Consider the following 14,189-nt stretch of genomic DNA (forward strand, 5'->3'; position numbering starts at 1 on the left):
TCTCTCTTTATTTAGGAAGGATGGGAGCCAAAAATCTAGAGGGCTTAGCATTTTTGCCTCTTCTCTTATGTGGTATCGCTAAATAGCATTCTTCTTGAGCCCGAGTGATCGCTACATATAGTAAACGACGTTCTTCCTCTATTGGTGCAGACTCGCCATTCCTCAAAGAGTCTAGTGCGTAGTCGTGGGGAATCCCACCGTCGACAACATCAAGAATATATACCACTCGGTATTCTAATCCTTTTGCTCGATGAATGGTGCTAAGGGTAATTGCCTGTTCAAGCTGTTTACTAAGCTGTTTAATTTCTTTATTCATAGCACTCATATGTTTCGTATGGTCCAGGAAGTCAATGATTGTTTGGAAGTTTTTAGCTGCAACCTTCAAATCTCTAATATCATCAGATCCTTTTTCAAGACTATTTCCTTCATTGCCGCGCTTTTTTAAATAATCAGCAAATCCTACTTCTTTTTCAATGAATTCTATACACTCTAACGGAGTGCGGCCTTTCAAGCTTCTAATGGATGGTAATAGTTTTTTTAGTTTTCTTTCTTGAAAAGCATGTCCCGTTGAAATATTGGATAAGCATTCGAGCATCGAGCAATCATTCAAAATGCTGTTTGCTTTTAAGTCACTCATAACGGCCTGTCTAATAAAGAGAATCGGGAGTATCTGACTAATCGCGTGCTGGTCATCTTCATTAATAATTAGACGTAGAAAGGACAACATGGATTTTACTAGATAACGTTCATAAAAGTTCTCGGAATCCAGATCTATACGAAAAGGAAAGCTTGTGGTTGCCAGTCTTTCAAAAACTGCTCGGCTCCCGGTATTCGTTCGGTATAAGATGGCGATATCATTTGGAACATACCCGTTTTGTAGTTTCTCATGTATATCTTGAACAATCATGGTTGCTTCCTCTTCTTCATCAAAAGGATAAAACAACAAAGGCGAAAGAGAATGTTGATATTGAGCATGCATATTTTTTTTCCTACGAGCTGTATTTTTTTCAATGATCCGGTTGGCAGTTGAAATGATCTCATGTGAGGACCGGTAATTTTGGTTTAGGATGATCATTGTACTATTTGGAAAATCTTTTTCAAATGAAAGAAGGTAATTAGGGTCACTACCTCGAAATGCATAAATAGATTGATCGTCATCTCCAACGGCAAATAAGTTCTCGGTTTTCCGAGATAGTAATTTAATCAACTCATATTGAACTTTATTAATATCTTGAAACTCATCAATTAAAAAGTATTGAAATCGATTTTGATACATCTCTAAAACATCTGGATGCTCGGTTAAATATTGGTAACATCCGATGAGCATATCATCAAAGTCAAAAAGGTTCTTCTTTTCCTTTTCTTGTTCATAATATTTATATAAATGTAACACTTGCTCCTCCCAACGACTAACCGTTTGTACATCCTGTGGAAGAAGAAACGTATTTTTCCAATATCCAATTTGTTGTAGAGCTAAATCATATGCAAACTCCTTTTCATCAAGTGAAATGGTTTTGCCACCGTCTTTAAGAATTTGGTCCTTTTGCCAATCCTTTTTTATCAGTTTAGATGGATGCCATCTTTCTGGCTCATGGTAAGCTAGTATTCTATAAAAAATACTATGAAATGTACCAGTTAACAGTCTTTTGATGTCTGAAGGTGAAAGGAGAGGATATTGGTGAAGCCTTTCTTTCATTTCAGTAGCTGCTTTTGCTGTAAACGTAACGAGCATGATTGATTTTGGGTCTATTTTCAGCTCATAAAGCATATATGCAGCTCTTGTAGTCAACACTCTCGTCTTACCACTACCAGCACCAGCAACAACGAGGACAGAACCATTTACGGTTGTAACCGCATTTAGTTGTTGATCATCAAGCTGGAAACCATTGTTGAATAATTGTTTTATATAGTGTGAGGTTATGGTTGTTTCTTGCCGAACGGTTGGTTGAAAGGAGGGAGAAGCTTTTACATGTATTGATGGCTGAAACGAATGATGTTTGGCTGGAGATACAATCATACGTGTGACGGGTATTTTGAAGCCATTTCGTTCAACATATTCAATAGGTTCATTTACCATTTCTGCCGGTTTAACCTCTATATCTTTGCAATCCGAATGCTTTCGTAGCATATGATAAAAATAGGGCTCCTCTTGTATTCCTAAATACAATCGGACCTGTTCTTTACAAATGGGACAATGGAGTTTACCTTTCTTAGCTTCATCATATACAAATTGATAATTCTCTCTATCTAAAATGTTCAAATTAACTTTTTCATTATTTTTTATAGCAATTTTCATAATTAACCCCTTAAAATCTAAAACTCAATCGAACTCTATCATAACAAAACAATTACTCCTACATAAAGAAGAAAAAATAAAAGTTTTATTTTTCCAAAAGCTCAAGGAGATTTATGAAAGAGGTGAAGAAGATGGGCTATATTGCTCCAGTAGTTAATTTTCAATCAAACCAGTATATAGAGAGAAACTTAATAGCATCAAGAGATCCATATAAATATGAATCGGTAAATAGAGTAAATCCGATAAAAAGTGGAACCTCAGAGGGGAATCAGCACCAGCAATCTTCTTTTTCTAAGAAATTAATTCAAAGAGAAGAAAGAAAAGTAGTAAGACCTACAAATGATGCACTAGCACACATATATGAGATTACAGGAAAAGGAAAGTACTTTGATATAAGCGTATGAAAAAATGCCTCAATAATGAGGCATTTTTTTATATATATTTCTTCATTGTTCGATGTGGAATGCCAGCATCCATAAACTCTTCAGATATGATTTCATATCCTAATTTATCGTAAAATGGGATGGCTTGAGTTTGAGCATTTAATTTTAATGCAGAATAATTATTTTGTTTGGCATATTGTTCGATTTTATCCATTATTAATTTTCCAGCGCCGGTCCCTCTGCTCTGTGACAGCACACAAATTCGTTCCACTTTTCCGATGCCATCTATATTTCGAAAGCGGCCAGCACCTATAGGCAATTCCTGATCATAGAGGACAAAGTGAGTGCACTCATCATCGTACTGGTCAATCTCTTCTTCTTCAGGTACTTGTTGTTCTTCCACAAATACCAGTCTTCGAACTTTAAAAGCATCTTCGAGTTGTTCGTTTGTTGTAACGATTTCTACATTCACTAGTATCTATTCCTTTCCAAGCCTGAAAGTCTCAAAAACAGTCCATGAATCATTTTCTAATTGATATAAAAGATGGAATCGATCAACATATTCTTCGTGATTCATCTTCTGCATTCTTAAAGATCCAAAAACATCTGAATGCTCATCATCTGATAATCTTTGTCCTAGCGTAATATGAGGAACAAACGAATATTCTGTAGCCTCTCCATACCCAAGTGCATCAATCGCCTCATGTAGATCCGTTATCTCAGTTGAAGGTTCTACTTTAAAATAAATAACATTGTTTACGGGATGAAAAGAACTAAATTTCGGTATCTGAATATGTAAAGGAGAGAATCTTTTTGCAATATCTTCAAGTTTATTTGCTAATGTTTTTGCCTCATCCTCACTTGCTTCAAATGGTGCTTTTAATGTGATATGTGGTGGAATGAGTGAGTAATGAGGATCATAGCGCTTTCTGTATGAATTAGCTAAATCTTGAAGTGTTTTTCCTGGGAAAATAACAATTCCAAATTTCATTTTATGACCTCCGTTAATCTATGTAATATAGAAGACCTGAATATTGAATATTATAACAAATTTTCAAAATCATTTATATAATTATACCCATACATGGTCCGTAATACCCTTTGTATTATGAGCCAAACATTGCTTTTAGCGACGTTCTTAAGTCTCCTTGCCAATATGTCCAAGTATGATCTCCATCAAATTCATTATAAACATAGGAAAGAGAGTGCTTTTTTAAGTATTTGTTCAATTCACGGTTCGGTGTTAGAAAATCGTACACTTTATCATCAGTCAGATTTACGGCTGTCTCGTGTTTACCAATACTATGATAAATGGAGAGAAGGCTAGTGGTGTTTGTATTCATCACTTTTTCCAAGACACTCTTATTAATGTATGGGGATTGAAGAATGACCTTTCCGAATGTATTAGGATACTTGATTGCGGCCAGTAGAGAAATAGTAGCCCCCAGGGAATCACCAATTAAAGCCCGTCCCATCCCCATTTGAAAGGTTGGAAACTCTTGATCTAGAAATGGTATAAGCTCATGAGCCAAAAAGCGGATGTAAGCTTCATGCTTGATACCTGTCGGATGATATTTTTCCCTGCGGTCTTTAGTTGTATCATAAGGAACTCCAACGACAATAATATTCTCTATTTCTTTCTCGGAAAGTAGACCATCACAAAGCATTGCCATTCTACCTAATTGGAAATAATCCTTCCCATCAGCTGTAACAAGGAGATGATATTTGTACAAAGGTGAAAAATTGGCTGGCTTATATACTAAAAGGTTTATCTCTTCATTAAGTTCGTAACTATAAAATAACAAGTCTTGGATTGTTCCTTTTAGGATATTCACTGATCATTCCCCCTTTAATTGGAATATAAAGGTACTAATTAAAATTCTAACATAAATATTGTATGGAAATAAATTTATTTTACTAATGTATAAATACAGTATAGAAATACATAAATAAATACAGTGTAACAGAATGAATAATAGGAAAGTTGTTGGTGATATGCAAGTTGTACCAAATAGTTTGACAAACTAATGAAAGGTTATGATAAAATTAAAAACGAAAAACTGGAAATTTATAAAGGGGGAATTCCATTGAAAAAGAAACGTTTTCTTCTCTCAACTGTTCTGATGTTGGTACTGTCACTGGTGCTTGCTGCCTGTGGAGCAAACAAGGACGAGGGAACTGGTACTGAGGATAGCGGTGATTCAGGTGCTGAAAAACCAAAGTTCATTAGTATTGTAACTGGTGGAACTGGTGGTACATACTACCCGTTAGGTGGGTCATTCGCATCGATTATTTCAGATGCAACTGGTATTGAAACAAATGCTGAAACATCAGGTGCTTCTGCTGAGAACATGACGACACTTAAAGCTGGTGACGCAGAAATTGCCTTTTCACAAACTGATATCGCTTCATATGCTAAAGACGGAAAATTAATGTTTGAAGGAAATGCAGTTGATAATGTTCAAGCAATTGGAACATTATATCCAGAAACAATTCAAATTGTTACTACTGCAAAGTCAGGTATCAAATCTGTTGAAGACTTAAAAGGGAAAAAAGTTTCCGTAGGAGCTCCAGGTTCAGGTACGGCAGCTAATGCAGAACAAATTTTAGAGGTTCATGGTTTATCATTCGATGATATCCAGAAGCAAGACCTATCATTTGATGAGTCTACTGCAGGTATTCAAGATGGAACAATTGATGCTGCATTCGTTACTGCTGGAACACCAACAGGAGCAGTGGAAGGTCTATCTGCTACAGAAGATATTGTGATTGTACCAATTGCTACTGATAAAATTGCAGAATTAATTGAAGCATATCCGTATTATATTGAGGATGAAGTTCCTGCTGGTACGTACGGTCTAACAGATAAAGTGGCAACTGTTGCTGTTCAAGCTATGTTAGTTGTTCGTTCAGACCTTTCTGAAGATGTTGTATACGATATCACGAAGGCTATCTTTGAAAACCTAGATAAAGTGACACATGCAAAAGGTAAGTTAATCTCAGCTGAAAATGCTGTAAATGGTGTGGGAATTGACATCCATCCAGGTGCACAGAAGTATTATGATGAAAAAGGTATTAAAGCTGAATAATAAAGTAGTTTGGTGAAAATGTGACCGACCGGCTTTTATAACCAATTAGGTTATTTTGGTCGGTCAATTTTCGCTTTATAGAGATAAATATGTATTAGAAATTGGACGTGTTACCATGGAGAAAGTGATTAAAAGCAAGTCCTTTCTAAGTTTATTCCTCAGTATATTACTCATCATTTGTTTATCAATCATTCCATACAAAAAAGCATTAACGTTTCAGTTAGAGAACACCGGTGAAGTTCTTGTGTATATTCCACTCGGTGACCATCCGGAATTTAAGATAAAATATACACATTCAATTCATCTTTCAGACGTAATTGAGAGTTATCAAATAAATAACAATGGGGAAATAAAGCAGTTTGAACTCGAATTTTCTGATTTTTCCATCGGAATGCCAGAAAATGCATCAAAAGGTGAAGTTTTCGAGCAAGAAAATGGAAAGTATTATATAAAGAATATGAATCGAGTTTTTCCATACTTTGATTTAAGAACGGGAAAGGTTCGTGCTAATCATACAGTAATATATGGAAATAGAGAGTACCCATTAAACGAATATATACAGCCAGGTACTTGGGTTAGAATAAAGGTAACTAAGATGAACCTTTATCAACAATGGAAAGGAGTGAATCTCATTGACGGATAAATTTGAATCTCTGTCACAAGAACAGCAAGAAGAACTTTTAGAAAAATACGATCCGGAAGCTGGTTCGAGAAAGCTAACAGGAATATTTGGTTGGATTGTATTTCTCGGATTATTATCATTTTCATTATTTCAACTTTATACAGGTATTTTTGGTATACTAACCGCACAACTGCAACGTTCTATACATTTAGGATTTGCTCTTGCTCTTATATTTCTACTTTTTCCTGCTAGAAAAGCAAAAGGGAAGAAGCATAAAGTTGCTTGGTATGATGTATTACTAGCAATAGCTTCAGTTGCGGTGGGTGCCTATTGGCCGCTTATGATCGATGAGTTAGTTTTACGAGTTGGTATGTTAACCAATATGGACTTCTATATTGGACTTCTTGCCATTATTCTTGTGCTTGAAGCAACAAGAAGGGCAGTGGGACTTCCGATAACAATTATTGCAGGACTTTTTCTTGCATATGCTGTCTATGGACCATATATGCCGAGCTTTCTAGCGCATCGAGGGTTATCACTTGAGCGACTAGTACAAACGATGTTTTATACAACCGAAGGAATTCTGGGGACACCATTAGGAGTTTCATCAACGTATATCTTCTTATTTTTACTTTTTGGTGCTTTCCTTGTAAAAACAGGTGTTGGGCAGTATTTCAATGACTTAGCAGTATCAATCGCCGGAAAAAGAGTTGGTGGCCCTGCAAAGGTGGCTATATTCTCAAGTGCTTTACAAGGGACAATTAGTGGGAGCTCAGTTGCTAACGTTGTTACTTCGGGTTCATTTACTATCCCTATGATGAAAAAGCTTGGTTATAAAAAGGAATTTGCTGGTGCAGTAGAGGCTGCAGCTTCCACTGGTGGGCAATTAATGCCACCAATCATGGGTGCTGCTGCATTTTTAATGGTAGAATTTATTGGTGGAATTACGTATTGGGAGATTGCGAAAGCAGCTGCTATTCCAGCTTTGCTATATTTTTCTGGGATCTGGATTATGACCCACTTTGAAGCCAAGCGACTTGGACTTAGAGGCTTAAAAGAAGAGGAAATGCCTAATCGTAAAGAGGTACTTAAAAAGTTCTATTTATTAACGCCGATCATAGCAGTTATCGTGTTAATGACATCTGGTATGACTGTAACAAGAGCTGCACTTTTCTCTATTCTGATAGCAATTATAGTAGGAGCTTTTAATAAAGAAACACGAGTAGGTATTAGAGGTATTATCGAAGCGCTTGTAGATGGTGCAAGAACGGCACTTGGAGTAGCAGCGGCTACGGCTGCGGCTGGTATCATTGTTGGGGTTGTAACAAAGACCGGGCTAGGATTAAAGCTTGCTAATGGGTTATTAGATCTTGCTGGTGGAGCGTTAATACCAACCTTAATGTTAACCATGCTTGCAGCGATAGTGCTAGGAATGGGATCTCCGACAACAGCAAACTATGTAATTACGTCTACAATTGCGGCACCGGCAATCATCTTGCTTGGGGTACCTGATTTGTCAGCGCATTTATTTGTGTTTTATTTCGGAATCATTGCTGACATTACACCACCGGTTGCGTTAGCAGCTTTTGCAGCAGCAGGTGTTTCTGGAGGCGAGCCAATCCGTACAGGTGTGCAATCAGCAAAGTTGGCTATAGCAGCATTTATCATTCCATATATGTTTGTTTTATCGCCAGAGTTATTAATGATTGATACAACATGGGCGTATCTTATTTGGGTGATCTTCTCTGCACTTGCAGGTATGATGGCGATAGGTGCAGGAGTTATCGGATATTGGATGAGAAAACTATTCTGGTGGGAACGAATTGTTGGAATTGTTGGAGGCGTTCTTCTTATTTATCCAGAAGGGGTTACTGACATCATTGGGTTAGTGACGTTTGGAGTATTAGTTGCACTTCAATTGATTATTAAAAGACCAGAAGCAACGAGAGCCATAGGATAATAACGAAGCAAAAGAGCCTAGCTAATATAAGGCTCTTTTTGCTTTATCGGAAACACCGATAAAATATTATCCAGTTTAAATAACCTATTTTGTTTACGTAAAAAACAGTAGGCTCGAATATAGTTCGGGTTCATTTCATGTACGAGTATGGTACGCTGCGTTATGTTTTGTTTGTCAGAAACATAAATGATTTCTACCGGTTGTTTTTCATGTAAGACCTTCATTAAAAATCGGTGCATTTGCATCCCTCGCAATTGGATCATGATACTCTTATTATATACGAACAAGTGTTCTTTATTCAATGCATTCAAAAAAGTGTGGAAAAAATCCACACTTTTTTGAATCATTCATTCTTTTCTAGTTCTTGGTCAATTGTCCCTTCGTAATAACCATCACTTGCTTGTTCATGTGTTTGGGCTAATCCCATTTCGAGTTGATTTTCACTGTTGTAATCAGAGGGCTCAAAGGTTTTACCAGCAATTTTTGATGAGTTGTTTTTTTTCATTCGATCTCCGCCTTTTCATCATTTTCAATCCAAATTCATACTTATTTTTTGATAAAAGGAAGAAGTGCATACAAACAATAAAATAAAAAACTGCACATATTTTGGCAGTTTCAAGGGGATGGTTAATTTTTCCTTAATCTAAACTTACTTCCACATTTACAGAGCACACTATGTTTCAAATATTTAATGGGAGTTTGACACTTAGGACATACATTGTTATGCATACTAATCGCCTTCTTTTTTAGTTAGTAAATTCCTTGTTTTGTTTTTGCTACAATTTTTACATACCCCATAAATCTCGAGCTGATGGGAATGAACACGAAACTTAGTTAGCTTGTTAGCTACATCTTCCACTTCTCTTAATAGCGGATATTTGAAGTCTTCAATTATTCCACATATATGACAAATCACATGATAATGTTCTTCCATTTTAAATTCATATTTGCTTAATCCATTCCCATAGGGCAGTTCATTTAATATTTTTAATTTCACAAACATTTTAACGTTATTGTATATGGTTGCAATACTTAAAGATGGGAGCTGTGAATGTATTTCATCCACAGTTGGATGACCTTTCATAGAAGCAATCGTTCTTAATATTAGCATTCTTTGTGGTGTAATCCGTAGTCCTCGTTCTTTTAAAAAAGGGATAAGTTTATCGAAATCATATTCATTATTCATAAAAGAACCTCTTTTTAAGTAGATTAGAAATTTAGGAAGTTCATGTAGAGTATAAATTAATGATAACACCTCTCATTCAAAAATCAATATCTTTTTATAATTATTTTAAATTAGTATCAATTTTAAGTCATGGAATATAATAAACGGCGATCTGAGATTTCTCAGACCGCCGTACTTTTATGCCTCTTTCACTGGAGGTAATATTGGGTGTCCCTGTGGAGTATCAGAACTTGAAAGAACGTAGGATGTACCTGCTGAAGCTGAAAGTAAGAAAGCGATGACAACAAAGGAATAGAATAATTTTTTCATAATATCCTCCTAAATGGTTTTATTCATATAATATATTGCTTTCTCAAACATACCAGTTGAATGATAATGCTGGGAAAGTAATTGATAAAACATAAGTAAGTCATCTTTATTTTCATTTGAGCTTTCTAAGTATGGAATAACAGTTAGCATGACGTATTGAAGTGACTTTGATTGATTCTCCAATGCAAGGAGGTAATACTTTGATAGAATGGAATATTTTTTATTATATAGAGATTCTGAAAGAGTGAATGTGATAGTAAAGGCTTCTTTTGCAACTTCATATAAATGCATTTCAAAAGCAACCTGCCCTTTAACATACTGTGTTACGAGACAATGGGTGGTAGGTGTTGATTGTAAGGAAAGACTTTTATTTAAATACAACATTGCTTTATCGTAGTCTTCAAGCTTTTTATAAAGAAGCCCGATATTATGATAAATTTGTGGTAGGAGATTCGTTTCGTTTAATAATGTTGCATTTCTTTCTAAGTGGTGAAAACAGCTTTTTGCCTCTTCGAAGATTCCGGAATGAGTGTAGTTAATTCCTAACAGCATTAAGCAATGAAGGATCCGAATAAAATTATGCTCATTCATATAGGATTGGAGGGCTGCTTTTGCAAAGTGAATGGCGTGCCCGGATTGCTGTAAGGCTGCCTTTACCATAGAACGATAATATAAGAATTCGCCTGAAGATGAGTCATGACTGATTTGAAATAAGGTGTCAAATTGTTGATCCGCTTGTTCAAATTGCCCCTTTAATATATACAGTATCGTATTACAATAATGAAATAAATAGATTTCATGTTGGGAAAATGATTTCTTTAGTTTATTAAGAATTTCCTTTTGGTGGTCAGCTTCATCTACAATACCGAGAAATAACAGGTAACGCATCTTATTCAGCTCATATGTATGTAGGTAAGAGGTAAACGGAATAATTGCCTCATAATTCTTTAATTGGTTAATAATATCTACAACCTCATTTTTTTGGTAAAAATAAATCTTTTCATTTAATGTATTTAATAAGTCACCAATAATTTTTTCCTGTTCCTCTGCTCGGTTTATGCTGATATGTAATCGATCGAGTAAGAGAGAAATGGTTTCATCATTTGCTTCCTTTCCGTTATTTTCAATTTTGCTTAAATGGGAAACGGAACAAATGCCATTAGCAAGCTCCTTTTGGGTGAGACCTTTTTGAGTTCGATAATACTTAATTAAAGGTCCAAATTGCAACGAAATCACCTCCTATTGCTTATACTTTATCACCGTTAGCATAAATGTAAACCTATTTTTCTGACTTTTTCGAATACAGGAAAAAAGGACGATATTTCGAACGTGAAAAAATCATTCAGAAAAATTCTGAATGATTTTTTAATCTTGCTTTATCTTACACGAGGGAATCCAAATCCAGAAGCATAATCATCTCCAGATGCTGCACCGATCCCACCGTTAATATCGTATGATTTGGCCCGATTTTGCAGTTCGCTTCTAAGTTGTGTATGTGAAAGCGAAGGGTTAGCCGCCCATATTTTCGCCGCTAAACCTGAAACATGTGGTGTAGCCATAGATGTCCCGCTAATGGTGTTATATCCACCGTTATACCAAGTAGATTCTATAGCTGCACCAGGTGCTGATACTTCAACATCGCGTTCCTGTATCACGAAATCACCATCAGTATTCGGATTGCCTCTTGACGAAAAATCAGCGACACGGTAAGTTCCGTTTTGTTGAACGTTTTCAAGCGCAGCAACGGCAACGGCATTTACTAATGCACCAGGGTAACCAATCGTGTTGCTTGCAGAACCGCTGTTACCAGCAGCTGCAACCACCAATAAACCTTTACTGTAAGCATAATCAACTGCGTTTGCAATCATGGTATCTTTTGAACTGGATCCAAGAGACATGGAGATTATAACCTTTGAACCTGTTCTTGTTGCCTCGTCGGCTGCGTGTCGAATTGCTCCAGCAATGTCATCGGAATATCCTGACCCGCGGTCGTTTAGTACCTTATAAGCCCAAAGGTCCGCTTCAGGAGCGACTCCGTAAATTCCTAGTCCGTCATTACCACCATGAGCTAATACTGTACCAGCCACATGGGTTCCATGACCGTTTCTATCACTACAAGAGCCGTTAACCAGAGGTGATTTGGTTTGGGTGAAATCTTTACACTGTTCAGCTGAACCTGCTAAGTCAATATGGCTTGTGTATACACCGGTATCTAATACAGCAACTTTAACTCCTGCACCACCCGATGTTTTTTGTACAGAGCTATCATTATAGATTGCTTGAATTCCCCAAGGTGTTTGGTCGCTTGGAAGAGCTTGTGCAGATACTCCAGGTTTTGCGTTTACTTCACTACGATTTTCTAGGCTAACCTCTTCAACCATTTGAATGGTTAGATTCTTGTTTTTAAGTAAAGCGTTATACTGACTCTCGTTTACAGTAGTTGTAAACCCATCGTTGCCAAAGTCCCAGCGTAATCCATACGTTTGTTTTGCTTTACTCTTTTCGTTCTGAGGTCCTTGAATATACACTCGATAAGTATCTTTTGAAGTACTTTCCTGCTCTGCACCTAGTGCACCACTTGCAAATAATGAAAGCCCCATTGCTGCACTAATAAGCACAGATCCTAAAGTTCTTTTTTTCATGTATGAACTCCTTCCCGACTTAAAGGTTCAACCTGCGAGGTTGTAAGGTAAGTATAGTGAATAATTTCAAACAAAATCAATAGACTTATAGAGTTAGAAAGTTGGGAAAATTTTTTGATCATTCCAAGATACAAGGGATTTTTCAAATAAAGTAAAAAGACTCTTAATTAGGTAGGAGGATATTGACAATTCTCTTAAATCAAGTATAATTAAATTTGTACTTTATAAGAGATCTGTTAGCTCAGCTGGGAGAGCATCACCTTGACAGGGTGGGGGTCGGGGGTTCAAGTCCCTCACAGGTCATAATCTACATAGGGTTAAAACCCTTGATGCATAAGGGTTTTAAAAAGCTTATACCACTTTTTATGAAGTGGTATTTTTTATTGGATTTGGTTCGTGGCAACACTGTGGCAACAATTAATCAGATTCACCAAAAATCGTTTGATCAAGACGATTAGAGGCATCATGTTGCATATTAGGAAGTAAATGACCGTATGTATCCATGGTAGTAGTAATTCTACTATGACCTAATCTTTCGGCAATTAATTTCATCGGTTCATTTTGAGCAATCATTAATGCTGCGTGAGTATGTCGTAAATCATGAAAACGAATGTGTGGTAGCTCTGCCTTTTGTGTTAATTTTTGAAACGCTCTTGTTAGGTTGCGAGGGTGATAGGTGGCACCATTTCCCGTACAAATAACTAAATCTAAATTTTTATGTACTGAGTCAAAAAACTCCCTTTCAATGTCTTGTTGTATTTTATGTTCAAGTAATGCTTTCTTGGTAGTAGGTGAAATCGTAACAGATCTTACACTTCCCTTTGTTTTTGCTCCTTTTTTGAGTGTTTTCCCATCTTGTTCTAAGGTTTGATTTACGTATAATACCTGTTTTTCCAAGTCAACATCTTTCCACCGCAATCCAAGTATCTCACCTTTACGTAAACCAGTCATAATAGCTAAGTGAAAGGCACAATACAATCGGTTATTCTTCGAGCATTTCAAAAAATGTTGAATTTGATCAATGGTCCATATTTTCATTTCTTTTGGCACTACTTTAGGTTTGTCCACTTTAGCTGCAGGATTGCTAGCTAAATCACCAAATTTCACAGCTTCATTAAGACATGCATTGACAATATTAAAAGTTCTTTTTATTGTGTCATCTGCTAATCCTGCTTCATCCATCCTTGCAATAAATTTTTGGATATGCTGTGGTTTCATTTTAGATAATGCGATGTTGCCTAATGATGGAGCAATGTGATTTTTAATACTTCCTTTATATAGAGAGACCGTACTATTACTTATGCCTCTTTTTTTGATAGAGAGCCAATCCTCAATATATTGCGAGAATAGTACGTTCTTAGATTCAATATATGTCCCCTCGTTCAATTGAACTTCTAGCTTTCTTAGTGCTTCTGTTGCTTCTTTTTTAGTATTGAAACCCCGTTGTTTTTTCTGTCTTCTTTTCCCACTTTCATCATAATAATTTACAGCAAAGTACCATGATTTTCGATTTTTATCTGGATATACTGGCATGTTTAACTCCTCCTGAAATGCGTCACCCCTTTTTCAAATTTGTTACCGATAGCTTTATATTACAATGAAATAACGTGATTTGAAATCCAGATGTGCAATATTTTAATAGTGCTGATTAAATGTTGATAGGTGATATGAATGTAAAATCTCTAGCTCTTTTTGCTATCCG

The 14,189-nt window shown here is 36.2% G+C and carries 14 protein-coding genes, 1 tRNA gene and 1 pseudogene; 5 read left to right on the forward strand and 11 right to left on the reverse strand.

Translation table 11 applies throughout. The annotated features are described in order from the left end of the window. Positions 1–7: 7 nt before the first annotated feature. Entirely contained in the window at positions 8–2,296 is a 2,289-nt protein-coding gene (locus M3175_RS17075) for a UvrD-helicase domain-containing protein (RefSeq protein WP_251521453.1), read from the reverse strand. Positions 2,297–2,409: 113 nt separating this feature from the next. Here M3175_RS17075 and M3175_RS17080 point away from each other — a divergent pair, with 113 nt between their 5' ends. Further along, a complete protein-coding gene (locus M3175_RS17080) occupies positions 2,410–2,700 on the forward strand; it encodes a hypothetical protein (RefSeq protein ID WP_251521456.1) in 291 nt (96 codons plus the stop codon). A 28-nt stretch (positions 2,701–2,728) separates the two neighbouring features. On the opposite strand, the gene M3175_RS17085 is transcribed toward M3175_RS17080, so the two are convergent. From M3175_RS17085 to M3175_RS17095, 3 genes are all read right to left on the reverse strand, one after another. Further along, entirely contained in the window at positions 2,729–3,151 is a 423-nt protein-coding gene (locus tag M3175_RS17085) for a GNAT family N-acetyltransferase (RefSeq protein WP_251521458.1), read from the reverse strand. A 6-nt stretch (positions 3,152–3,157) separates the two neighbouring features. Continuing rightward, positions 3,158–3,670: a YjcG family protein gene (locus M3175_RS17090; protein ID WP_251521460.1), complete on the reverse strand. Its 513-nt coding sequence runs from the start codon at positions 3,668–3,670 to the stop codon at positions 3,158–3,160. A 115-nt stretch (positions 3,671–3,785) separates the two neighbouring features. Further along, on the reverse strand, positions 3,786–4,508 hold the full coding sequence (locus M3175_RS17095; RefSeq protein ID WP_371321706.1) for an alpha/beta hydrolase: 723 nt from the start codon (positions 4,506–4,508) through the stop codon (positions 3,786–3,788). 258 nt (positions 4,509–4,766) lie between these two features. Between M3175_RS17095 and M3175_RS17100 the strand changes: the two genes are divergently transcribed. From M3175_RS17100 to M3175_RS17110, 3 genes are all read left to right on the forward strand, one after another. Continuing rightward, positions 4,767–5,768, forward strand: coding sequence for a TAXI family TRAP transporter solute-binding subunit (locus M3175_RS17100; RefSeq protein ID WP_251521464.1), 1,002 nt, complete (start codon positions 4,767–4,769; stop codon positions 5,766–5,768). A gap of 115 nt (positions 5,769–5,883) precedes the next feature. Next, on the forward strand, positions 5,884–6,411 hold the full coding sequence (locus M3175_RS17105) for a DUF1850 domain-containing protein (protein ID WP_251521466.1): 528 nt from the start codon (positions 5,884–5,886) through the stop codon (positions 6,409–6,411). Next, the gene (locus M3175_RS17110) at positions 6,401–8,350 is read left to right on the forward strand and encodes a TRAP transporter permease (RefSeq protein ID WP_251521468.1); all 1,950 of its coding nucleotides are present in this window, start codon (positions 6,401–6,403) and stop codon (positions 8,348–8,350) included. Before M3175_RS17105 ends, M3175_RS17110 begins: the two co-directional genes overlap by 11 nt. A gap of 17 nt (positions 8,351–8,367) precedes the next feature. On the opposite strand, the gene M3175_RS17115 is transcribed toward M3175_RS17110, so the two are convergent. The 6 genes and pseudogenes from M3175_RS17115 to M3175_RS17135 all read right to left on the reverse strand — a co-directional run bounded on the left by M3175_RS17115 (position 8,368) and on the right by M3175_RS17135 (position 12,487). Beyond that, the gene (locus tag M3175_RS17115) at positions 8,368–8,613 is read right to left on the reverse strand and encodes a WYL domain-containing protein (RefSeq protein WP_251521471.1); all 246 of its coding nucleotides are present in this window, start codon (positions 8,611–8,613) and stop codon (positions 8,368–8,370) included. A gap of 80 nt (positions 8,614–8,693) precedes the next feature. After that, a pseudogene (locus M3175_RS17120) lies at positions 8,694–8,852 on the reverse strand (YozQ family protein); the annotation flags it as partial. A gap of 228 nt (positions 8,853–9,080) precedes the next feature. After that, the gene (locus M3175_RS17125; RefSeq protein WP_251521477.1) at positions 9,081–9,536 is read right to left on the reverse strand and encodes a Fur family transcriptional regulator; all 456 of its coding nucleotides are present in this window, start codon (positions 9,534–9,536) and stop codon (positions 9,081–9,083) included. 177 nt (positions 9,537–9,713) lie between these two features. Beyond that, on the reverse strand, positions 9,714–9,845 hold the full coding sequence (locus M3175_RS24960) for a hypothetical protein (RefSeq protein WP_285852324.1): 132 nt from the start codon (positions 9,843–9,845) through the stop codon (positions 9,714–9,716). 9 nt (positions 9,846–9,854) lie between these two features. Then, complete coding sequence (locus M3175_RS17130) at positions 9,855–11,072, reverse strand: helix-turn-helix domain-containing protein (protein ID WP_251521479.1); 1,218 nt, start codon at positions 11,070–11,072, stop codon at positions 9,855–9,857. A gap of 149 nt (positions 11,073–11,221) precedes the next feature. Beyond that, positions 11,222–12,487, reverse strand: a complete 1,266-nt coding sequence (locus M3175_RS17135) for a S8 family serine peptidase (RefSeq protein ID WP_251521482.1) — start codon at positions 12,485–12,487, stop codon at positions 11,222–11,224. A 230-nt stretch (positions 12,488–12,717) separates the two neighbouring features. On the opposite strand from M3175_RS17135, the gene M3175_RS17140 reads away from it, so the two are divergent. Next, positions 12,718–12,790, forward strand: a tRNA-Val gene (locus M3175_RS17140). A 114-nt stretch (positions 12,791–12,904) separates the two neighbouring features. On the opposite strand, the gene M3175_RS17145 is transcribed toward M3175_RS17140, so the two are convergent. Then, entirely contained in the window at positions 12,905–14,020 is a 1,116-nt protein-coding gene (locus M3175_RS17145; protein WP_251521486.1) for a site-specific integrase, read from the reverse strand. Positions 14,021–14,189: the final 169 nt, after the last annotated feature.

It is taken from the genome of Robertmurraya korlensis (genome assembly GCF_023715225.1).
In the GTDB taxonomy this organism is placed as follows: domain Bacteria; phylum Bacillota; class Bacilli; order Bacillales; family Cytobacillaceae; genus Robertmurraya_A.